This is a genomic window from Burkholderiaceae bacterium, from assembly GCA_024235995.1.
Classification (GTDB): domain Bacteria; phylum Pseudomonadota; class Gammaproteobacteria; order Burkholderiales; family Burkholderiaceae_C; genus Ottowia.
On the sequence record JACKLI010000001.1, the window covers coordinates 746,465 to 769,526 of the forward strand.

Sequence of the window (23,062 nt, forward strand, 5' to 3'; positions counted from 1 at the left end):
CCATGGTGACCAAGAAACCCAAGGGCCTGGGCCGCGGCCTGGACGCGCTGCTGGGCCCCGCCACCCAGGCCTCGGACGCCACCACGCCCGCCGGCACCCCCATGATGCTGGCACTCGACCAGCTTGCGCCCGGCATGTACCAGCCGCGCACCCGCATGGACGAGGGCGCGCTCTACGAGCTGGCCGAGAGCATCAAGGCGCAGGGCATCATGCAGCCGATCCTGGTTCGCCGCCTTCGCGGCGAACCAGGTCGGCTGCGCCGTTATGACGAGTCGCAGGGGCCCTCCCCTGCGACGGCTGGTGCTGCAATCGGCGAGTTAAATCAACCGCTGGCCCGCAATGAACAAGCGCGAAACGCTCCAAATTTAGGAGTGGACTACGAAATCATCGCCGGCGAGCGCCGCTTTCGCGCCGCCCGCCTGGCCGGCCTGAGCGAGGTGCCCGCCCTGGTGCGCGAGGTGCCCGACGAGGCCGCCGCCGCCATGGCGCTGATCGAGAACATCCAGCGCGAAGACCTCAACCCGCTGGAGGAGGCCCAGGGCATCCGCCGCCTGGTGCAGGAGTTCGGCCTGACGCACGAGCAGGCCGCGCAGGCCGTGGGCAAGAGCCGCAGCGCCGCCAGCAACCTGCTGCGCCTGCTCAACCTGGCCGAGCCGGTGCAGACCATGCTGATGGCGGGCGACCTGGACATGGGCCACGCGCGCGCGCTGCTCGCGCTCGACGGCGCGGCGCAGATCACCGCCGCCAACCAGGTGGCCGCACGCAAGCTCAACGTGCGCCAGGCCGAGGCGCTGGCGCGCAAGCTGTCGGCCGAGTTCAACCTCACCGCCCCGCGCAAGCGCGCGCAGCCGGCCGACAAGTCGGGCGACGTGCGCCGGGTGGAGGAGGAGCTGTCCGACCTGCTGCTGGCCCAGGTCGAGGTGCGCGTGCGCAAGGCCGGCCGCCGCGGCGGCGCTGGCGCCCAGGCGGGCGAGCTGGCGATCCAGTTCGCCTCGCTGGACGAGCTGAACGGTCTGATCGAGCGCCTGCGCGGGAGCTGAGGGCGGTTTGCCCGGCGCGGGTGCTGTGTTGCTGCCACAAGACAAGGCGCAATCCGGGTGCCTCCAATGGCTGTTTGGCCTATTGCGTTTAAGCAACACTGCTGCCCAAAATGTCGGCGTTTCGACAACGATAAAGAGGAAGGTGAACCATGATGCGACATTTCTTGCGCAGGGGGCTGGCGGCAGCCGGCGCGCTGGCCACCTGGGGCCTCGCACCCAGCGTCTGGGCCGGCACTCCCACCGGGATCATCGACTACGGCCCGCTGTCGGCAGCAAGCTCGGTGCCCACCCTGGGCGAATGGTCCCTGCTGCTGCTGGCGCTGCTGGTGGCGGTGGTGGCCTACCGCGCCCTGCGCGGGCGAGTCAACGGGCGCCTGCTGACGCATCTGCTGCTGGGCGGCGGCCTGTTGGCCGGGGGCCTGATCGGCGGCCACTGGGTGCAATCGGTTCAGGCCAAGGGGGTTGCCACGCTCAGCATGGACCAGGCCGGCGGCGGCACGGTGGAAGTGACCGACACGAACGTGGCGGTGCCCGTGATGAATACGTCCGGGGTTGCACAAAAGATCACGGGCATGCGTCTCACGTCTGAGTCTCTGAGCTGGGGTAACCCCGACGAGACGCCCCGGTGCGATATAGGCGTGGTCGTGCAGGCTGGCGCCACGTGCTACGTCATGCTGGAAATGCCGGAGTGACGGGGCTGCTGCGCACGTCCCCTGGCGCAGCGTGTCTTGAATGATCCAGCTCTACCTCGGCGCCGCCGTGCTGTGCATGGCGGCGGTTCTTTTTCTGGAGCCGCTGGCGCCCCTGCATGCCGCCGCCGCGCCGCTGCGGCGCTGGGCGCGCAACCTGGGGCTGTCGGTGCTGGCCATGGGCACCACCGTGGCCACGCCGCTGCTGTTCTGGGCCGTGGCGGGGGCGCTGGGGGTTCAGCCGAGCCGCGGCGGGCTGCTGGCGCACTGGGGTGTGCCCGTCTGGACGCAGTGGGCGCTTACTTTTTTGTTGATGGAGGCTCTGGCCTACGCGCTGCACCGCCTGTCGCACGGCGTGCCCTGGCTGTGGCGCCTGCATGCGGTGCACCACAGCGACGTCGAGCTGGACGCCACCACCACCCATCGCCACCACCCGCTGGAGAGCCTGTTCACCGCGCTCGTCACCCTGCCGCTGCTGGTCGCCCTGGCGCCGCCCGTGCTGGCGGTGCTGGCCTACAGCTTGGTGGCGCTGGCCGTCTCCACGCTGTCGCACGGCAACCTGCGCCTGCCGGCCTGGCTGGATCGCGGCCTGCGCGGGCTGGTCGTGACCCCCGCCTACCACCGCGTGCACCACAGTGCGTATCAGCCGCAGACCGACAGCAACTACGCCACGGTGCTGCCGCTGTTCGACCATCTGTTTCGCAGCGCGAGCCCCGTGCCGGTCGACGGCGGGCGCCAGCTCACCATGGGGCTGGAGCGCGGGCGCGACGAGCGCAACCAGTCGCTGGCGGCCCTGCTGCGTGCGCCGTTCGGCGCGCCGGCAAGGTCGGCGCCCGAACCGGCCCGGCCCCGCGCCGCCCGGGACGGAGCGTGACAGTCGCTTGCATGTGCGGCCCCGGGGCGGGCCCCATTCGATGGCGGGCGGGCACCGCAACGGTGTAAGCTGCGCGCTCGCCGACCCGCGGCGTCCTGTCGCCCCACACCATGCCCCGCAGCCGCGTTCCTCCACCGCTTGAAATGGTCGCCCTGGCCCGCGCCTTGGCGGTGCGCCCGGTCAGCGCCGTGCGCAAGGCCCGCGCGGGCGTGGTGCGCATGCGGCGCGCGGTGTCGCGTTCGCCGCGCTCGCTTTTCCTGCGCGAGCTGATGGCCCAGCCCCTGGCCGTGGGCGCCATCTGCGCCAGCTCGCCGCACCTGGCCGCGCGCATGGCCGCGCAGGTCGACCTGGCGGCCGGCGGCTGGGTGGTGGAGCTGGGGGGCGGCACGGGCGTCATCACCGCCGCACTGCTGGCGCACGGCGTGCCGCCCGAGCGCCTGGCCGTGGTCGAGCAGTCCGACCGCCTGGCGGCCCACCTGCGCCAGCGCTTTCCGGCCATCCACGTGCTGCACGGCGACGCGGCCGAGCTGCCGGCGCTGTTGGCGCAGCTGGACGGCCCCGCCGCGCCGGTGCGCGTGCAGCACATCGTCTCCGGCTTGCCGCTGCTGTCCATCCCCACGCCCGTTCGCCAGCGCATCCTGCATGCCGGCGCCCAGGTGCTGGCGCCTGGCGGGCGGCTGCTGCAGTTCACCTACGCGCTGCACGGCCCCTCGCCCTGGCAGCAGGCCGGCTTGGTGTGCCAGCGCCGCGAGCGCGTGCTGGCCAACCTGCCGCCGGCGCGGGTGGACGTGCTGGGGCATGCGCTGTCGGCGTGATGGACTAGAGCGTAAGCCGCACTATCTTCCGCAAACCCATGCAGATATCATGGGCGCCCGCTTTTCGCGCCCTGCAGCGCCCGGCAAACCAGTTCCCATCCCAACAATCTCGAACCTGGAGGATTTCCCCGTGTTGACGATCAAGCGCACCGCACTGAGCACCGCCGCCATCCTGGCCGCCCTGGCCCTGGCCGGCTGCGAAACCACCGACCTGAAGATGGGCAGCGCGGACGCCAAGACCGTGGCCACCGGCAGCGCCGCCGGCGCGGGCGCCGCCAACGCCAACAGCGCGCTCGAGCGCTGCGCCTCGCCCCTGGGCACGGTTTCGCTGGTCGAGAACCAGTCCGCCGGCTGGTACACCATCCTGACCGGCCAGTACCACCTGCCGCCCACCTCCAACCTGCTGCGCCTGATGGTCCAGCAATCCAACTGCTTCGTCGTCGTCGAGCGTGGCGCCGCCGGCATGAACGCCATGAACCGCGAGCGCCAGCTGATGCAGTCCGGCCAGATGCGCCAGGGCAGCCAGATGGGCGGCGGCCAGATGGTCGCCTCCGACTACGGCATGTCGCCCGAGATCATCTTCAGCGAAGGCAACACCGGCGGCGTCGGCGGCGCGCTGGGCGGGTTCTTTGGCGGCGCCGGGGCCGTGCTGGGCGCCGTGGCCGCCGGCACCAAGACGCGCGAGGCCAGCGTCATGCTGACCCTGGTGGACAACCGCTCGGGCGTGCAGGTGGCGGCCTCCGAGGGCAGCGCCTCCAAGACCGACTTCGGCGGCATGGGCGCGCTGTTTGGCGGCGGCGCCGGCGCCGGCCTGGGCGGCTACCAGAACACGCCGCAGGGCAAGGTCATCTCGGCTGCCTTCATGGACGCCTACAACCAGATGGTCGTCGCGCTGCGCAACTACAAGGCCCAGTCGGTGCAAGGCCAGGGCCTGGGCGGCGGCGGCCGCCTGGGCGTGGATGGCGGCGCCGGCCCCTCGCGCACCTCCATCCCCGGCCAGGGCGGCAAGGCCCTGTCCATGCGCGAGGCGCAGGCGCGCCTGAACGAGCTGGGCTACAACGTGGGCACCCCCGACGGCAGCGCCGGCCCGCGCACCGCCGCGGCGCTGCGCGCCTTCCAGCGCGACAACGGCCTGCAGCCCAGCGGCCGGCTGGACGCCGCCACGCAGGACGTGCTGGCGGGCAAGTGAGCGGGTGGGGCAGGGCCCCATCCCCATCCCTCTTGCCGCAGGCCACTGCCGACGGGCGAGCACCATGCGCTGGCTCCTCCTGGCCCTGTGCCTGGCGACCGCGGCCCACGCCGACGGGCCGGCGACCTCGGCCCGCACCAACGCCTTCGACGACCCCTTCGTGCAGGCCACGGCGGCCATCGCCCACTGCCCCGTACCCGAGGGGCCGCTCTATACCGAACAGGACGTGCGCGAACAGCAGCACGAGCGCACCCAGCACGGCACCAGTTGCTATACCTCGGGGCGCTGCCGCCTGCCCAATTCGTACCAGTACGACGCCGAGATCGTCCCGCGCGTGCAAAAGTACATCCAGTACGATCCGCGCTTTGCCGACACCAGCGTGTGGGTGCTGGGCCAGCGCCGCATCGTCACGCTCAAAGGCTGCGTGCGGTCGGTGGAGCAGGGCCGCTTGCTGGTGCAGTCGGTGGGCCTGGTCGACGACGTGATGGGGGTCGTCAACCAGTTGTATGTGCTGGGTAAGACCCGGGCGCCAGTGCCCAACGGGGGGCACGATGAAAAGAAAAACATCGATCTGCCTATACGGCAGTGAACGTGCGTTTGCCTGAACTTTTTTTGCCGTGCGCTTTCTGAGCTGCCTACACGGCAGTGAACGCCATGGGCTCGTGGCTTATCCGTGGCGTGAATTTCCGAGCTGCCTACACGGCAGTGAACTCGGACTGCGACTGGGCATCGGCGGTGCGGATTTTCTGAGCTGCCTACACGGCAGTAAACGGCGCCATCGCCCTGCCATCCGGCATGGTGTGTTTCTGAGCTGCCTACACGGCAGTGAACATTTCTGCACGCACCCACAGCCGATTTCTTGGTTTCTGAGCTGCCTACACGGCAGTGAACAGTGAACCGGGGCGATCAGGCGCCGTGACGGAATTTCTGAGCTGCCTACACGGCAGTGAACGATTCGATAAATGGGCATGGTGTGGCGTCCTTTTTCTGAGCTGCCTACACGGCAGTGAACCTGTCGCCCGATTTGCGCCGCAGCAGGAACCATTTCTGAGCTGCCTACACGGCAGTGAACGTGCTCGTCAAGCTACCTGGCTTTCCATCCGATTTCTGAGCTGCCTACACGGCAGTGAACGAACAGGCAGAAACACTGAACATCGTCCAGCAGTTTCTGAGCTGCCTACACGGCAGTGAACTGCCACGCCACATCGGGGCGCAGCTCTTCGCATTTCTGAGCTGCCTACACGGCAGTGAACACCTACGACGGAGAGGACCTTGGAGCCTATATTTTCTGAGCTGCCTACACGGCAGTGAACGCTGTGCTGTAGCTGGCGCTGCCGACGGTGCTTTTCTGAGCTGCCTACACGGCAGTGAACGGCGCTACCAAATCCTGGCGCGCACCTGGGACTTTCTGAGCTGCCTACACGGCAGTGAACGAGCACACGCTCGATTTCAAGCGCCCGACCGATTTCTGAGCTGCCTACACGGCAGTGAACTAACCGGCGGGTCACGTGATCATCCGGCGCTTTTTCTGAGCTGCCTACACGGCAGTGAACACGCTTGCGTCGCTCGATCGAGACAAGCAACATTTCTGAGCTGCCTACACGGCAGTGAACGGACGGTCAGCACGGCGGCGTTTCCGCCCAATTTTCTGAGCTGCCTACACGGCAGTGAACGCCTGCGCGGCTCCGGACTCCACGAGCTGGTATTTCTGAGCTGCCTACACGGCAGTGAACGCGCAGGTGCGTGCGCGCTACGTCGAGGTTGATTTCTGAGCTGCCTACACGGCAGTGAACCGTGGCACTCAGGGGAAGTCAGTGGTGTCGTTTTTCTGAGCTGCCTACACGGCAGTGAACGCCGCAGTGCGCGCGTCGGCGCTGGCCTGGGTTTTCTGAGCTGCCTACACGGCAGTGAACCTTGGTGCACGCCGGCCAGCCGCTCATGACCTTTTCTGAGCTGCCTACACGGCAGTGAACGCGCTGGCAAAGTTCGATCAGTTGCTCGGCACTTTCTGAGCTGCCTACACGGCAGTGAACGTGGAGGGCGCCGCGCCCGACACCGGCGCGCTTTTCTGAGCTGCCTACACGGCAGTGAACGCTGGGCCTGGCCATGCTGGCCGGCGGCTACTTTTCTGAGCTGCCTACACGGCAGTGAACGCATTGGACGGGCTGGATTTCAACGCGCAGTTTTTCTGAGCTGCCTACACGGCAGTGAACCACATGCCAGGCACCGTCGCCGAACATTTCCATTTCTGAGCTGCCTACACGGCAGTGAACATGATGGGGCAACTTCATGGGTTCGCGGCGGTTTTCTGAGCTGCCTACACGGCAGTGAACCGAGGTCGATTGCCTCGGGTGCGCCGTGGCTTTTTCTGAGCTGCCTACACGGCAGTGAACAGGATCTTCGCGGTGACCGTGCTCCTGATCCTTTTCTGAGCTGCCTACACGGCAGTGAACGCCTGGGCGCCGGTGATTTTCTGTGCCAGGTCTTTCTGAGCTGCCTACACGGCAGTGAACAACGTCAAGCTGTTTGCCAATGGCGCGGCCGTTTTCTGAGCTGCCTACACGGCAGTGAACCAGTCCATGGCCACCACCGCGTCGGCGTCCAATTTCTGAGCTGCCTACACGGCAGTGAACCTCATGTCCACGGTGTCGCGCAGCAGGTCCATTTTCTGAGCTGCCTACACGGCAGTGAACGTCTCGCGCAGCTCGGCCAGCAGGCCGGGATCTTTCTGAGCTGCCTACACGGCAGTGAACGATCTCCTTGGTCTCGCGCAGCTCGGCCAGCATTTCTGAGCTGCCTACACGGCAGTGAACATCAGGGCCGCGGTCAGGCGCACGATGCCGCCTTTCTGAGCTGCCTACACGGCAGTGAACCGCGTGCGTCCGTGCAGCACCAGCGCGTGCATTTTCTGAGCTGCCTACACGGCAGTGAACACGGGCTCGACCTTGACGGCGGCCAGCTCGGTTTTCTGAGCTGCCTACACGGCAGTGAACGGCTTTGCCGACGATCTGCTGCCATCCGACCATTTCTGAGCTGCCTACACGGCAGTGAACTTGGGCTCGTCGCACGGCACCAGCACCTGCACTTTCTGAGCTGCCTACACGGCAGTGAACCCCAGCCGCTCGTTCTTGATCCGGCTGACGGTTTTCTGAGCTGCCTACACGGCAGTGAACACCTCGGTCGGGCGCTGCCCGGCGGCGATGATTTTCTGAGCTGCCTACACGGCAGTGAACGTCCCGGTTCTCAAGAGCGCTGATGGTGCCAATTTCTGAGCTGCCTACACGGCAGTGAACGGTGTGGTCGGCATCGTCGGACGCTACGCGATTTTCTGAGCAGCCTACACGGCAGTGAACTCGTTGGGGCCGCCGATCTTTTTGCTGAAGCTTTTCTGAGCTGCCTACACGGCAGTGAACGGATCGTCGGCCTGCCGCGCAATATCGACGAATTTCTGAGCTGCCTACACGGCAGTGAACGAGCAAGAGCAAGAGCAGATGACTTTTTCAAATTTCTGAGCTGCCTACACGGCAGTGAACGCACCGCCGCTCACATGATCAAGCCCGCAAAATTTCTGAGCTGCCTACACGGCAGTGAACAGCTGGATCGCGGTGATGTGCGAGGGCGTGAATTTCTGAGCTGCCTACACGGCAGTGAACCGCGCCGAACGTGCGTCCAGCGCCGGCGGCCATTTCTGAGCTGCCTACACGGCAGTGAACGATCCGAAGTTGTCGCCGTCGGCATCGACGGTTTTCTGAGCTGCCTACACGGCAGTGAACCCAAGGCCATGCGCAAAGCCTGGCGCTCCATCTTTCTGAGCTGCCTACACGGCAGTGAACGCCGCAGCGCTGGAGGCGTCCACCGCGGCAAATTTCTGAGCTGCCTACACGGCAGTGAACGATGCTCGATGTACTGCGCAACGGCGCGCAGTTTTCTGAGCTGCCTACACGGCAGTGAACGCCCTGGCGCGACCTGATCGCCATCGCCGACCTTTTCTGAGCTGCCTACACGGCAGTGAACGCGAAATCAAGTCCAGCGCGGGCGATCCAGCTTTTCTGAGCTGCCTACACGGCAGTGAACTCACGCTCATGTCACTCAACCCCGCTGGCCAATTTCTGAGCTGCCTACACGGCAGTGAACCTGGTCAACACGCTGGTCATTCCTGGGTCGCTTTTCTGAGCTGCCTACACGGCAGTGAACGCAGCGGAGGCGGCCACGCCCATGACCTTGACTTTCTGAGCTGCCTACACGGCAGTGAACCTGGATCGCGACGACTGCCAACGGCTGCTAAATTTCTGAGCTGCCTACACGGCAGTGAACTTCCAGCGCGACGATAACCGAGGCGTCTTGCGTTTCTGAGCTGCCTACACGGCAGTGAACTTGTCGAAGAGCTCTCCTGGATCATGCGACAATTTCTGAGCTGCCTACACGGCAGTGAACTCGGCCGACGACTACACCGGCTGCACCGCTGTTTTCTGAGCTGCCTACACGGCAGTGAACAGCTTGCCCTTGTCGTCCGTGCTGTAGTCCTCTTTCTGAGCTGCCTACACGGCAGTGAACACGTGCGTGGCGCTCTTTTGCAGCTCGACGTCTTTCTGAGCTGCCTACACGGCAGTGAACCCTTGATTTCGAACAGCGGCGTGGGCACGCTTTTTCTGAGCTGCCTACACGGCAGTGAACTCGCCAAAGCCGTGCGTCCCGCGCCCTGCGTTTTTCTGAGCTGCCTACACGGCAGTGAACTTCTTTGTACAGCTTGTGAGCCGTCATCAGAGTTTCTGAGCTGCCTACACGGCAGTGAACGCCAGCGTGAAGGCCCACGTGTCCTGCGGCGTTTTCTGAGCTGCCTACACGGCAGTGAACACCAACACCAGCGCCAGCGCCATCAGCCTGCTTTTCTGAGCTGCCTACACGGCAGTGAACGATCCACCAGACCGACAACCGCCGGGTGATCGTTTCTGAGCTGCCTACACGGCAGTGAACGCGCCGGTTCTGCACGTCCTGGCCGTCTTTCATTTCTGAGCTGCCTACACGGCAGTGAACGCGATGGACTGCTGGAAAGCGCCGCGCACCGCTTTCTGAGCTGCCTACACGGCAGTGAACGAGGCCGACGCCGCCGGTCGCGCCACCCTCAATTTCTGAGCTGCCTACACGGCAGTGAACTTGCCGGCGCGGCGGCCGGCGTCCATCTGTGTTTTCTGAGCTGCCTACACGGCAGTGAACTTGGGGTTGTCGCTGGACAGCCACCACTGGCCTTTCTGAGCTGCCTACACGGCAGTGAACGTGGTCAACACCGGCGACACCGAGCCGGCGGATTTTCTGAGCTGCCTACACGGCAGTGAACACCTCATCTTCACCACCCACGCCCGCTACGACGTTTCTGAGCTGCCTACACGGCAGTGAACGCCTCCGGGCGTCACCTGCGCCCAGGTGTCCATTTCTGAGCTGCCTACACGGCAGTGAACCCGGGTACTCGCCGACCTCGGCGTCGCGGGACTTTCTGAGCTGCCTACACGGCAGTGAACTGCTGATGTGGGCGGCGGTGCGGGTGCGATCATTTCTGAGCTGCCTACACGGCAGTGAACGGGGCCGATTCGCAGCCTTGTCCGTGGATGGATTTCTGAGCTGCCTACACGGCAGTGAACGCCGAAATGGAGGCCGCATGAAAATTCTCGAATTTCTGAGCTGCCTACACGGCAGTGAACTTGGCCGTCACCAGGCTGTGATGATCCACCGTTTTCTGAGCTGCCTACACGGCAGTGAACCAGTTTCGAGCGCGCCATCGAGGATGCCCTGCATTTCTGAGCTGCCTACACGGCAGTGAACATACCAGACAAAATCACATGGTTTTGTGATTCTTTTCTGAGCTGCCTACACGGCAGTGAACCGGCTGCTGTCGCGGTTCTCCAAGGCGCTGATTTTCTGAGCTGCCTACACGGCAGTGAACATGGTTCAATTGCCCCCATGCCGCACCCAAAGCTTTCTGAGCTGCCTACACGGCAGTGAACTACTGGTGCTACTACTTCGGCCCGCGCAACGTTTTCTGAGCTGCCTACACGGCAGTGAACTCAGCGCCGGCCGCGCCTGCGCCACTACGTCATTTCTGAGCTGCCTACACGGCAGTGAACGACCTCGCCGCCTACGTGCCCGAGCAACCGAATTTCTGAGCTGCCTACACGGCAGTGAACGGGCCTGCCCACGGTGCATAACGCCGGAGCTTTTTCTGAGCTGCCTACACGGCAGTGAACGGCACGCTGGATGGAATGGGCATGTCCGCCAATTTCTGAGCTGCCTACACGGCAGTGAACGTATTGATGCTGACGCGGCCGGCAGTGCGGAATTTCTGAGCTGCCTACACGGCAGTGAACACCGTGCCCAGCTTGCCAATGTCCATGTTGATTTTCTGAGCTGCCTACACGGCAGTGAACGGCGACGAAGACGTGAAGCTGTCGCTGAAAGATTTCTGAGCTGCCTACACGGCAGTGAACGTGAAACAGGCGCTGCGTGTGGAAACGCTTAGATTTCTGAGCTGCCTACACGGCAGTGAACCCCTCGCGCACGATGGCGGCGATGAACGCATTTTTCTGAGCTGCCTACACGGCAGTGAACGGTTGATGAACTGAATCGTCTGCTGGCGCGTCTTTCTGAGCTGCCTACACGGCAGTGAACAATTGCTGCAGCTCCAGCGTGGACTTGCGAATTTTCTGAGCTGCCTACACGGCAGTGAACGTAAGTGCCGCCAATGAACGACGCGGCCGAGATTTCTGAGCTGCCTACACGGCAGTGAACGCGATGCCATCCACCCGCGCGGCTTCTTCCTTTTTCTGAGCTGCCTACACGGCAGTGAACAAGATCAGCCGCCAGCTCGCCATGGACAACACTTTCTGAGCTGCCTACACGGCAGTGAACTTCGCAAGTCCACGCTGGAGCTGCAGCAATTTTTTCTGAGCTGCCTACACGGCAGTGAACTCCATCACGGCAAGCTCTTCCTTGGATGACATTTTCTGAGCTGCCTACACGGCAGTGAACGCCGCAGGACATTGCGCCGCCTTACGTCTGGAGTTGACCCACTTTCGTGGACGGGTATTGGTTTGATTCTCAAACCGTTTCGGGTGTTGTCTCGATATGCACGACGGCATCTTCGACAACATCAAACAGGGCTTCGTTGTTCCTTTCAAAGTTCAGGGGTGAGAGGTAGCCCAGGCCGCTGTGACGGCGCCGGGGGTTGTACCAGCCTTCAATCCAGGTGAAGACCGCCATGCGGGCCTGCGCCTTGCTCTGGAAGCTGTTGCGCTCGATGAGCTCGCCCTCCAGGCTGGCGAAGAAGCTCTCAGCCATGGCGTTGTCGTAGGCATCCCCTACCGTTCCCATCGAAGGGCGCACGCTCATCTGTCTGCACCGTTCACCAAAGGCCAGGCTGGTGTACTGGCTTCCTTGGTCCGAGTGGTGAATGACGCCCTTGGCTTTGCGCTGCTCCAGCGCCATGTTCAACGCTGCGAGCACGAGGTCTGCAGTCATGCGCTCGCCCATGGCCCAACCCACGACGCGGCGACTCCAGACGTCGATGACCACGGCCAGGTAGAGGAACCCCATCCAGGTAGGCACGTAGGTCATGTCCGCTACCCACAGCTGGTTCGGGCCACTGGCATGGAAACGCCGGTTGACCAGGTCACGGGCCGGCGTCTGGCGCTTGTCGCGATGGGTGGTCACGGTGAACCCTCGTCGCTTGCTGATGCCTTGAATGCCGGCCGCTCGCATGAGACGCGCCACACGTTGGCGGCTGATGCACACGCCTTGTTCGATGAGCTCGAAGCGCACCCTGGGCATGCCGTAGGACTCGTAGGATTCCTTGTGAATCTGGCGGATACGCTCGGTCATCACGGCATTGGCAATGCTGCGTTGTGAAGGAGCTCGCTCACGCCAGGCATAGAAACCGCTGGCGGAGACGCCGAGCACGCGGCACATGGTGCGAACAGGGAGGTCGGCCTGGTTTGCCATCACGAGTCCGAAGACTTCGTTGAAGTCGCATCGCTGCGACCCGCAAACCAGGCCGTAGCCTTTGCCAAGATGTCGCGCTCCGTCTGGACCTGGCGCAACTGCCGGCGCAAGCGCACCAGCTCTTCCCGCTCGGCAGTGGTCAGGCCTTCCTTGCCGGGCAAAGGCTTGCCCTCGTCAATGGCAGCCTGGCCGACCCAGTTGGTGATGGATTGGGCGGTGACGCCGAACTCGCGCGAGAGCTGCGCGGGTGCGCGGCCGGCTCGAACCAGCTCGACCATCTGCTGGCGGAATTCCGCCGGGTACGGCGGTCGTACTTTGGACATTTGCGACTCCTTGAACACAAAGAATGATGTGTCCACGGATTCGGGTCAACTCCACGTCACATTTTCTGAGCTGCCTACACGGCAGTGAACTCGAGCGCTTTGATCTGCTTGTAAACGCTGTCTTTCTGAGCTGCCTACACGGCAGTGAACGTCGAGCAGCGGGTAGGCCGCTTCGTAGCGCATTTCTGAGCTGCCTACACGGCAGTGAACAATGCCTCCCAAATCTGCTTCCTGCGCTTGATTTTCTGAGCTGCCTACACGGCAGTGAACTGTTGACCATCCACCAGCAGCAGCTCGCCATCTTTCTGAGCTGCCTACACGGCAGTGAACGCCCATGTTGTCCATCGTTCCGGACGCCGCCTTTTCTGAGCTGCCTACACGGCAGTGAACGCCAAGGCCAGCCGGTCACCGCTGAAGTCCACTTTCTGAGCTGCCTACACGGCAGTGAACTCCGTCAACCGCACGGCGCAGCGTTTTGAGTTTTTCTGAGCTGCCTACACGGCAGTGAACGACTGCTGCGCCGCTCGAATGCCAACGTTGTATTTCTGAGCTGCCTACACGGCAGTGAACTCTCGGAGGGCGTAAACCTGAGCCGCGTGACATTTCTGAGCTGCCTACACGGCAGTGAACATGGCCGCAGAGGTTGGCCAATCAGCGGGTCAGTTTCTGAGCTGCCTACACGGCAGTGAACAGTTGCCTGCGATCAGGACGCGGGCGGGGTCATTTCTGAGCTGCCTACACGGCAGTGAACGGGAAGGGGAAGTTCTCGACGCTTTGAGTGACTTTCTGAGCTGCCTACACGGCAGTGAACTTGTAGAAGTCGGGGCTCAGACCGGCCATCTTTTTCTGAGCTGCCTACACGGCAGTGAACTGAAAGTTAATCTTTACAACCTGTTGATTTTTAAAGAGCAAATGCCCTACAAGCTGGAACACCCTTGTTTCTAGGGTGTCCCATAAGTGCCTGATTCGCAAGGCTTTGCCCGAGCCCTGTGAAAAAAGGTCAAAACCAAGGCACGGTGGCTTCGTGTCCCAAGCCGTAGGCGTTGAAGGGGCCCGGTGCGGGTTGCGACAGCAGGGGGCCGTGTTCCACGCACAGGCAAAACGGTTGGCCGGTGCTGCTGCTGCGCAGTTGCACAAATGGCAGTTCAGGTCGACGTTCCACAGTGAGAGGAATTGCGGCTGCAGCCTGTTCGGCAGTTTCGCCCTTACGTTGCATCCGGCGGCGGCGCAGGCGATCGGCGTTGGTTTTAAACTGGCGTCGGCGCACCGTGCGGTGTTGCGCGTCGGCAGGCACGGGACGTAGCGCGCTGACCTGTGTGTGGTCTCGCATGCCTTTGAGCCAATCCTGTTCCATCAAGCGCCCCAGCACATCGGGCGTGCCATGCAGGCGAAGCACTGCGCCCAGGGTGCGCCGGGTCAGGGGTCGGCTGATGTGCTGCGGGTAGCTTACGCCGATATCTGTGTGCTTCCCCTGCACCAGAGCCCGGTGCAGCTTGGCGACCAGCGCGCTCAGCAGGTGGGCGTGGCTGAACTCGGGGTCGGGCAGCAGGGTGATGTCGATGTAGTGCGTGGTCATGGCTATCAGCTCGCATCGCCAAACACGCCGCCACGGATGAGCACCGCCATCACAAAGTGCTGCTGCTCCACGGGGGGCATCTGGTCTTTCAGCAGCCAGTTGTCCAGCAAGGTGTAGAAGTCCATTTTTTGCTTGGGCTGGCGGTAGGCCTTGCCCTGGGTGGTGACGGAGCCGTAGGGCTCCACCGCGATGGGGCCGAGTTCTTCGGCACCTTCGTACCAGGTGTCGATGGTGCGGATGGCATTGCCGATCTTCTGCGAGTGGAGGGCGGCGACGCCGTTCACGTCATACAGCGTCTTGCTCTTGCCCGCGCTGCCTTTGTCCAGGATCAGCTCTTGCGACGGAAACACCTCTTGCCCCGCGCCTTGGCGCACAAAGGCCGTCACCCGCAGCAGCACATGGGCCGTCCCGGCCAGCCCGGCCGCAATGGCCTGGCCCAATTCCTCCAGCCCTTCTGCTTTGGTATTGATAGCGCCTACCGCCCGTGTATTGAGCGTCAGGGCATCAAAAGACCAGGTTTTTGCGGCCTGGCCGTCCTGCATCTGCTCCACGGTCACTTCCACCTGTTCGGCCCCCACGCGGTTGCGCCACAAAAAGCGGCCATTGGCCAGGTTGGCCGCATAGCGCCGGGCCAGTTCGCCGAAGCCGTGCTGCTGCACATAGCCCTGCACCGTGGCCAGCAACTTGGCTTGGTAAGCCGCGCTGTTGCAGGCCGATGGCGTGCCCGCGCCGCCCAGCACGCGCAGGGTGAACTGCACCTTGAGCGTGTCGGCCTGAGCCGGCAAAGCGGCTACGTCCACGGTCTGCAGGTTGGGATTTTCGATGGCGGCGTCGAGTTTGGCGGGATCCTGCTCCTTGGCCTTGAGCCGGTTGCTGATGGTGCCGCGCACCGACTTCGGCTTGATGGTGACGGGCTGCCAGGCGTGTGATTGGGCGCGGTCTTCCCAGCGGCCGGCGTGGAACACGGCGTCGGAAGGGTCCAGCTTGCGTTCAAAGGCCAGGACGGAAGCGGTGGTGAGTTTGTCGGTCATGGTGTCAATCCTTCAAAAATTGGGTGGGTGTTGAATGCGAATGAGGGGCCGCTGGCTCAGGTGTATGCATAGGCCTCGGCGTCGTCCCATTCATCCAGCGTGCCGCCTTGGGCGCCGATGGAGCGGTCGGCGTCCGCCTGCGGAGGCTGATAACCATTGCGGCATCGGTGCAGGCCCTTGGCCTCGTCGGTTTCGGCATGCCACAGCAGTTGGCCCAAACCCGTCAGGCGGTGCGGGCTGATCCATTCGCCCAGCGAATAGACCGACTCCACAAACCGCAGCGGCACCGTGGCATCGCGCGCATTGCGCACGCTGCCCGCCGCATGCGCCTGGGGCGCGAGCGCTGCATAGCCAACGGGGATGGGCACCACCCAGCCGCTCCCTTTGGGGCGCTGTGGGTCTTCCCACTTCACATGCCCGTCAGGTGCGTGGGCTCCGCTGTCGGAGGCGACGGGCTCATGGTTGAAACGGGCCGCATGCAACCAGGCGTCCAGCAGCGTGGCGTCTGGCCGTGTGGTGCGCAGATCCTGCAGGCGTTGGCCCAGCAGGTCATCGCGCCCCACCAGGGCAAAGCCGGGTAGCCACTGCCGGCGCCACTTCCGGAACTCGATGGCGGCAGCCTCGGGGTCTTCGGGCATGATGGCCATCCACGGGCGCACGCGCTTGCCAGGCACGGGGCGCGAGGGCAATACGCTGCCTCCTGCCACGCGCATGTCAGCCAGGATGTGGCCGGCCTGCGTGGCCCAGTCGTCCATGGGCGCCTGATGGCCTTGCACCAGCGCAGCCGGTGTGCCAGGCGTGCGTTTTTCAGACACGGTCAGCACCAGCGTGATCTGCAGGTGCATGCGGCCTTCTTCCACGATGGCGGCGGTGCTGCCGTCTTTGTCTACAGGGTTGCGCGTGAGGTTGAAGCTGCGAACATAGCCCTGCATCACCTGCTCCTGGTGGTGGTGGCACACCACGCCCACACCGTGCAGTTGCAGCGGCACACCGGCTTGCGCCAGCTTGCGCTCCAGCGCCCACATCAGGCCGGTAAAGGCCGTGATGGACGGGAAGCCGTGCGTGAGCGGGCTGGCAATGGCATTGGCGTTCTGGATCCGCAGGTGGGGCAGGACGAGGATGGCTTGGGGTTGCAGTCGGTTCATGGGTGCTCCTCCCGCAGTGCCACCAACTCCGCATGCGTTTTGCGGATGGGGATGTGGTGCGGCGCATCCAGCTTGTCGCGCAGTTCGCGCAGCTGCTGTTTGAAGCCGTCCTCATCGGTCAGCAGCTCCTTTTTCCACTCGCGCGCTTCGGCATCGCCCACCGGCAACTTGTCGCGCAGCTGTTTGTTGAGCCAGTTGGCGAATGCTTTGCCGATTTCTGCCGGCCAGTCCATTTGGAGCCAGCGCTCTGCAAACTCACGTTCTTCGGGCCGTTCTACACGCAAGGGGTCTAGCCAGAGCTTTTGGTTGTCGTCGAGTTTTTCAAACCGTTCGTCATCGCAGCTCCACCCCGGCGGCAGCAACTGCTGCAGTTCGGCCGCCAGCGCGACCAGCTCGTCCAACAACGTGTCCACCATGGCCTCGCGGCGCTCACGTGTGGCCAGGTTGGGTTCGGGGTCGGACTCCAGAAACTTCCGCAACGTACGCACGGCGCGGCGCACCTCGGGGCGGGCGATGAACAGCCGGTCGAACACCGACTCTGCATGCACCGGCAATCGCACAGCGCTCGCCTGCCACTGCGGCGGCAGGGACGAGAGCAGGTAGTTCATGCCCCGCCGCTCGCTGTTGAGCTGGCTGATGTTCTGTGGCTTGGTCCCGCCCATGTTCTGCACGGCGAGGCCGGGGTAGTCGTGGAACACACCGCTGTGCGCCTTGCGCTCGCGCCGGGCCTGGCGGGCGGCCTTGTTGGCTTCGCCAAAGCGGTCTTCCTGCACCTGGGCATGCACGGCATGGGCCAGCGATGTGGCGTACAGCGGGGCCAGCAGGACGTAGTGGCCGTCATCACAGGCATCGCTGCCCGTCAGCCAGTACAGCTGCTTGGCCAGCGTGTGGCTGCTGGGCCCTTCGGCGCGGGGCTGGGTCAGCGATACGAAGGCACCGCGCAGCGCCTGGGCTTGCGTGGGGTCCGTATGCAGCGCAGCCAGGGCATCGGCATCCTGCGCCAGCAGGGCGGTGAGCAGGCTGCGCCCGTTCACCTCCAGCTTGAGCAGCTTGTACACATCCAGCGCGGCGGCGTTGCCCACCACATCGCCCACAAAGCGCCCGCCCAGCGCATGGCTGCCCAGCTCGGCCAGCGGAGGCAGGTTAGTGGGCTCCACATAAAGGTTGGTGCCCCGTGCATCGGGGTGGATGGGTTTGAGGGAGTGGGTGACAGCCTGGATTTGCTCCACGCGCTTGGCAGCGTTGGCCAGCCACACATCATGGGCGAATGAAGCAATCACCTCGTCGCGTTGGGGATCGTCAGGCTTGAGCTTGTCGAGCTTGGCTTGCAGTCGCTCTTGCAAGAAGGCGCTGATGGCCGCTCGGTAGCCTGCCTTGCCACCTGTTGAAGGGGCTTCAGACATGGGAATACCTTTCCAAAAGGGTTGGAAGTTAGAATTCCCCGGTCAGCACAAGGCCAACCGGGGATGTGAAAAACGGCTAGGTAGCCGACAAGGCTCTTCTCAGGGCGTGGGCGCTACCCACTGTGACCTCACTTTCTTGTTTGGTGCGTCAGAGCACGTTGCTGAAATCAACCGTGGTGCAACTGGTACTTGCACCACGGTTTTTCTTAAATTTGAAGTTTTTAACCAGTCAACTTATTTGCGAAGCAAAAGAAAATTTTCTGTTGAGGTGGATCATAGTTGAGAGATGGCAGACAATCAAGAGCCTGTCGCAAGACAGCTTAGAAAAGTCACCTAACCTGCGTGGCCCTAGTCTTCTGCCGAACAGGCAGCTCAAGCTTTCTTTGTAAAGCCCAAGCGCTCATCCCACCGCCAACCCGCCTGGCATTCAGGCAGGCTGGCGGTGGCATAGCGTTCTGCGCATGCCTGCAGGGACAGCCCCTGCGCTTGCGCCAGCGCAACCAATTCCTCCATCAGGTCCACCTGCGGCCAGGATGACACGCTGGGGGATGCCAGTCGTGCTTCGGGCACCGGGTGGCACTGGCTTTGGTGCACCGGCACATAGAGTTTGTCGCCCCGCCGGTTTCCGTCTTGCACCCGGTGCAGCCGCAGCGTTTCTTCTTCCTCGTCGGGAAGCAAGGCCACGTCGTCACGCCGTTGCGGGTCGTAGCGAAAGCGCTGGATCTGTGGCAACAGGCCGGTGAGCCATAGTGACCGGGGTGCTTCAGGCAGGGGCTCGTGCCAGTGCAGGCACGCGGCGTAGGTGGGGGTGGATGTGCCCTGCGGCTTCGGCAGCAGGCTGTCGTGCATGCGGGCGTGTTCCAGATCGGTCCAGCGGCGGCTGGGGCGCAGTGTGTCAGGCGGTAAGGCAATGCGCGGCCGCGCATCGACGGCCCATGCAGGTGCTTCGCCTGTCTCTCGCGCCAGCAGGTCGCGCAGGTGGTGGGACTTGAGCAGAAACGGCGCGTGCGCCGTCTCGAAACCGGGTCTGCAATACGCAGGTTGGTTCGGTTTCTCGTGGTAATGCCGCAGGTTGCTGTCCAGCACCGCCATGTTCACTCCATCGACGGCGCCCGGCCGGTGCCGCCGCACGCGCCCGGCAAGCTGGATGAGCGAGCGCATGGACGAGGGCTCGACCACGGCCCAGTCGTAGTCGTGGTCGCGGCCCACTTCCGTCACCGGGCTGCCCAGCACGATGAACAGGTGGTGGTGCTCGGGGTGCGCATCGATGCACGCGCGCAGGGCCGGGCGCTGCAGTGCGGGGTCATGGCCATCTTGGGCACCCCGGCGGTTGAGCAGGTTGTCGAGCTGCCGCTCGATGGCCGAGCGCAGCAGCAGCGGGAACTGCGAGTGGTACACGCACAGGTGGATGCGTACGCCAGGGGCCGGGGCGCCCAGAGCGTACATGGCCAGCGCCACGTCGAACAAAGGCGCGATGTTGGCCATGCGGATCAGGCCCAGGCTCACGCACTTGCCGCTGGCGGGGTCGATGCGGTGGTTGTGGGGCTGCTGGTGCAGTTGCCAGGCCTGCTCCAGCACCAGACGGGCAAAGTCGTTGCGCCGCTCGGGCTCTTTCAGGTTGTGCCAGCTGTCTGGCAGCTGTGCAATCTGCGCCAGGCGCCGAACCTCGGCCTGCTTCAGCTTGGCCACGCGCTTGTGCACGTACTGGGCATGGGCTTCACGGAACGCGGCACCGCCAGCACAGTCCTGCGTGGTCTGGTGAAACTCATCGATCCACAGGCAGCAGATGTTCACCGGCTCGCCGGGCCGCTCGCTGCGGTGCTGCTGGTACACGGCGCGCCCGGCGCGGTAGGCCAGAAACAGCCCCTCCACCAGCGCGGGCGGCAAGGTGGCCGACGACAGCAGCACGCGGCTGCCCAGCAGGCCCGCCCAATGCACCAGCCGGGTGAGGGCGGGCAGGTCGGCCATGTCGAAGTCGTCGGGCTCGTCCAGCACCAGGTCGCCCGTCAGCAGGCGCAGCATGGGCGCGATCTGGCGGCCGCCGCGCAGGCTTTCGGTGGCGGGGGTGAGGTGATCCACGGTGCAGACCAGCAGCGGAGCCGCCAGCAGACGGCGCACCTGCACGTCGTCGGTCAGTCTTTGCAGCAAGGGGTGCTGGTCATTGCCTTCATACAGCAGGCCGCCATCCGCTTCGGCCTGCGGCGTGTCTGTGGCGGCCTCGCCCGCACGGGGCAGGCGCGGGTCGAACACCAGGGCCTGTGCGGACGCCGAGCCACTGGCTTCGGCCTGCGTCTCCCAGTATTCGAACAAGGCCCGGCTGGCTGCGCCGCCGACCTGGATGGCAAGCTGCTCATCGCTCAGCAACAGGTCGTTCTGGAAGACGCGCCCCGTCTGCAGCGTGAGCGTGCGTAGCCCGATGGCGAAGGCACAGCGCATGCCCGTGGCGGGGTCGGCCAGCGCGTTCATGATGCGGGCGTTGCCCAAGGTCTTGCCACAGCCGGTGGAGGCCATGTTGACGATGAAGGCGCCCTGTGCCGCTGCCTGGAGGCGCACGCCGGCAGCCAGGTCGGCGGCCTTGTCTTGCCAGGCAAAACCGGCATCTGCGCTGCGCTTTTTGAGCGGCTTGTGGTTTTTGAGCGCGGGCAGGCTGTGCGCCAGGCTGGGCAGCGACCGCGCCACCAGCGTGGCGTGGGCCTGAACGCCCAGCAGGTGTTCGTCCAGGGTTTGATTGAAAATAGGGCCTTTGCCCTTGTCCATCAAGCGCTGGCAGCTATCGTTTGTGTAGGAGCTGCTGCGCGTGTTGGCATGCAGCGGGTAGCCTTTGTTGCGGTACGGGGCACGCCGGATGTCGTCGGTGATGCTGGAGTAGTGGTGGTCAGCCAGCATCAGGCACAGGCGCGCGACATGCATGGCAAACGGATCGTGCAGCACCGGTGGCTCGGCAGGGAGTCGAGACAGCTCCAACAGCTTGCGTGCGTAGCGGGCGGCCTGTTTGCGCCAGGTGGATGTGACCACGGGCAGGCCATGCGGCTCAAAGTTCCAGTGCGCCTGCAAGGTGGCGTGATCCACCCGGTCTCGGGGTTCATTCCAGTCGGCACTGATGCGCAGCAACACATCGTCCAGATCGCTGGTGTTCAGGAAGCCGGGGCGTGCCCCAAAGCGGCGGTATGCGGTTCTGCCGTCCTCGATGTCTTCGTCACCCAGGCCTTTGGCGTGTTCCACCGGCATGCATGGCAGACGGTGGTGCGTAAACACCAGCCACGCCACGGCTTGGGCCAGAGGGGCATTTTTGAGGGCAGCAAAAGGAAGTGTGCTGTTTGCCTGAGGCTCGTCCAGCCCATCGCGCAGCAACCGTCCGCCGGCATGGCCCAGCCACAACGCTTCAAACGCCTTGGTATCGGTGTCCGCTTCAGCGCAGTCCGCCAGCCTTTGCAGCCAGCGGGCATCGTCGTCCCCGCCCACGAACGCCTGGAACAGTCGCACCGACACCCATTCGTGCCGGTAGTGGTTGCGCTCGCGCAGGCCGGGGTTTCTCAGGCGATCCTGGAATGCCCGCGTGGCCTTGCCCAGGTCGTGCAGCAGGGCCGCCAGCGCGGCCAGCGCCGTCATCAGGGGCAGATGGTGCCAGGTGCTTTCGTCGCCCGCCCGCAGCACATTGCTCGCCGTGGTATTGGTCGGGACGGCCCCTTCGGTATTGAACTGGCGCCCGTCGCCCACCACCCACAGCAGTTCGCTGTGGTCGCGCCCACGTATCCAGTGGCAGGCCACCGCCGTGTTCTTGCGCGCGCTCTGGCGCAGCAGCTTGCGCACGGTGTCCAGCCCGGCCTGAGTGATGGGTGTTTGCCAGGTACGCTCGCCCCGGCGCTCGGCAAACTGGTCCAGGATGCGGCGTGTTTCGGTCAGCGCACGTTTGCTGCACTGGGAGACGAAAAGCACGTTCATGCGTGCGGCTCTTGGGATGGGTTTTGCGCCAAGAGCTGTGCCGTCGTGGTGGCGATGTGCTTGAGGCTGTCGATGATGAAGTCCAGCGCTTCGCTGCGTGTCAGCGCCTCGATGCATTGGCGGCGGAACTGCTGCTCATCCTCGCCCCGCATGGCTGACAAAAACGCTTGCGGCAGGATCACGGCGTCCTTGACCAGATCGGCCGCATCGAACACCAGCCCGCCCCGGCGCGTCTTGCCGTGCAGCACCGCCAGGCCATGCGGCAAGCCGAGCACCCAGGTGGCCGTCGCGCCCAGGCCGTAGGCCAGGTAGTTGCCATGGTCCAAAAACCGGTTGGCGGCGTCCGTGCCCGTGCCGCGCTTGGCACGCGTGAACTCGCCGTAGCCCACGGCATCCACGGCCAGTTTGAACAAGGATTTGGTCAGCTGTGCCTCATCGGTCAGCAGCACCGTCACATCCGGCGCCTGGGCAATGCGCACGGTGTACTGCTGCACCAAGGTCTGCAAGCGTTCTGCATCGACTGCAAAGCCGGCTTCGCGCAAGGCGCGGGAGCGCCATTCGGCCAGCAACTTCTGCAGGCGCCCGGCCTGCAACTGCTTGGCGGCGTGCAGGCGCAGTTCATCATCAAACCAGAACTTGACCCAGGCCTGCAGGTACTCCGTGGGGCGGTATTCGCTCTGCGGCGTGAGCCAGGCCACTTCCACATCGACTTCGTTGGCGCTGAACAGGGGCGTGCCACCGCCGCCGCAAAAACCCACCAGCACCCCAGCCTTGGCCAGCTCGCGCATCGCGGCCTGGGTGATGGAAGTGCCCGTGCCCAGCAGGATGCTGGTGGTGTTGGCGATGGGGATGTTCCAGTACAGGCTTTTCTTGCCGGCGTCCGTCACGTACTCGACGCGGCCACCGTTGACGAGCACGCGGCAGTGCTCCAGGTAGTAAAGGTTGGCCCGCTTGGAGTGCAGGATGGTTTTGAGCTCTGAGCCATGGAGCTCTTGCATGTTGGGTCCTGGCCGCTGTTGAGGAAGTGTGGGGTCACGCAGGGCCGG

General features: G+C 64.3%; 13 protein-coding genes, 1 pseudogene and 2 CRISPR repeat arrays. Of the genes and pseudogenes, 7 read left to right on the top strand and 7 right to left on the bottom strand.

Annotated elements, in window-relative coordinates; genetic code table 11:
• Positions 1–2: 2 nt before the first annotated feature.
• From H6927_03785 to H6927_03810, 6 genes and pseudogenes are all read left to right on the top strand, one after another.
• Positions 3–1,040 (top strand): ParB/RepB/Spo0J family partition protein, encoded by a 1,038-nt coding sequence (locus tag H6927_03785; GenBank protein MCP5217210.1) that lies wholly within the window; start codon positions 3–5, stop codon positions 1,038–1,040.
• 152 nt (positions 1,041–1,192) lie between these two features.
• Complete coding sequence (locus H6927_03790) at positions 1,193–1,732, top strand: midcut-by-XrtH protein (GenBank protein ID MCP5217211.1); 540 nt, start codon at positions 1,193–1,195, stop codon at positions 1,730–1,732.
• Positions 1,733–1,772: 40 nt separating this feature from the next.
• Positions 1,773–2,603, top strand: coding sequence for a sterol desaturase family protein (locus tag H6927_03795; GenBank protein MCP5217212.1), 831 nt, complete (start codon positions 1,773–1,775; stop codon positions 2,601–2,603).
• 110 nt (positions 2,604–2,713) lie between these two features.
• Complete coding sequence (locus tag H6927_03800; GenBank protein ID MCP5217213.1) at positions 2,714–3,418, top strand: methyltransferase domain-containing protein; 705 nt, start codon at positions 2,714–2,716, stop codon at positions 3,416–3,418.
• 49 nt (positions 3,419–3,467) lie between these two features.
• Entirely contained in the window at positions 3,468–4,607 is a 1,140-nt protein-coding gene (locus H6927_03805; GenBank protein MCP5217214.1) for a peptidoglycan-binding protein, read from the top strand.
• 64 nt (positions 4,608–4,671) lie between these two features.
• A pseudogene (locus H6927_03810) lies at positions 4,672–5,118 on the top strand (BON domain-containing protein).
• A gap of 52 nt (positions 5,119–5,170) precedes the next feature.
• Positions 5,171–11,627: a CRISPR direct-repeat array (repeat unit 28 nt; unit sequence TTTCTGAGCTGCCTACACGGCAGTGAAC).
• Between the two features lie 69 nt (positions 11,628–11,696).
• Here the strand turns inward: H6927_03810 and H6927_03815 are convergent.
• From H6927_03815 to csy1, 5 genes are all read right to left on the bottom strand, one after another.
• Positions 11,697–12,919 (bottom strand): IS3 family transposase gene (locus H6927_03815; GenBank protein MCP5217215.1). Its coding sequence is split into 2 segments (ribosomal slippage): positions 11,697–12,652 and positions 12,652–12,919, totalling 1,224 coding nucleotides; the frame shifts between segments, so codons are not numbered across the junction.
• 62 nt (positions 12,920–12,981) lie between these two features.
• A CRISPR array of direct repeats spans positions 12,982–13,790; the repeat unit is 28 nt; unit sequence TTTCTGAGCTGCCTACACGGCAGTGAAC.
• A 129-nt stretch (positions 13,791–13,919) separates the two neighbouring features.
• Positions 13,920–14,495, bottom strand: coding sequence for a type I-F CRISPR-associated endoribonuclease Cas6/Csy4 (cas6f, locus tag H6927_03820; GenBank protein MCP5217216.1), 576 nt, complete (start codon positions 14,493–14,495; stop codon positions 13,920–13,922).
• A 5-nt stretch (positions 14,496–14,500) separates the two neighbouring features.
• Positions 14,501–15,526, bottom strand: coding sequence for a type I-F CRISPR-associated protein Csy3 (gene csy3, locus H6927_03825; GenBank protein ID MCP5217217.1), 1,026 nt, complete (start codon positions 15,524–15,526; stop codon positions 14,501–14,503).
• 56 nt (positions 15,527–15,582) lie between these two features.
• Positions 15,583–16,671, bottom strand: a complete 1,089-nt coding sequence (gene csy2, locus H6927_03830; GenBank protein ID MCP5217218.1) for a type I-F CRISPR-associated protein Csy2 — start codon at positions 16,669–16,671, stop codon at positions 15,583–15,585.
• Entirely contained in the window at positions 16,668–18,074 is a 1,407-nt protein-coding gene (gene csy1, locus H6927_03835; protein MCP5217219.1) for a type I-F CRISPR-associated protein Csy1, read from the bottom strand. Before csy1 ends, csy2 begins: the two co-directional genes overlap by 4 nt.
• Between csy1 and H6927_03840 the strand changes: the two genes are divergently transcribed.
• Positions 18,073–18,357 (top strand): hypothetical protein, encoded by a 285-nt coding sequence (locus tag H6927_03840; protein ID MCP5217220.1) that lies wholly within the window; start codon positions 18,073–18,075, stop codon positions 18,355–18,357. The genes csy1 and H6927_03840 overlap by 2 nt on opposite strands.
• 89 nt (positions 18,358–18,446) lie before the next feature.
• Here the strand turns inward: H6927_03840 and cas3f are convergent, their stop codons facing one another.
• Positions 18,447–22,016: a type I-F CRISPR-associated helicase Cas3 gene (cas3f, locus tag H6927_03845; protein MCP5217221.1), complete on the bottom strand. Its 3,570-nt coding sequence runs from the start codon at positions 22,014–22,016 to the stop codon at positions 18,447–18,449.
• Entirely contained in the window at positions 22,013–23,014 is a 1,002-nt protein-coding gene (gene cas1f, locus H6927_03850; GenBank protein ID MCP5217222.1) for a type I-F CRISPR-associated endonuclease Cas1, read from the bottom strand. Before cas1f ends, cas3f begins: the two co-directional genes overlap by 4 nt.
• Positions 23,015–23,062: the final 48 nt, after the last annotated feature.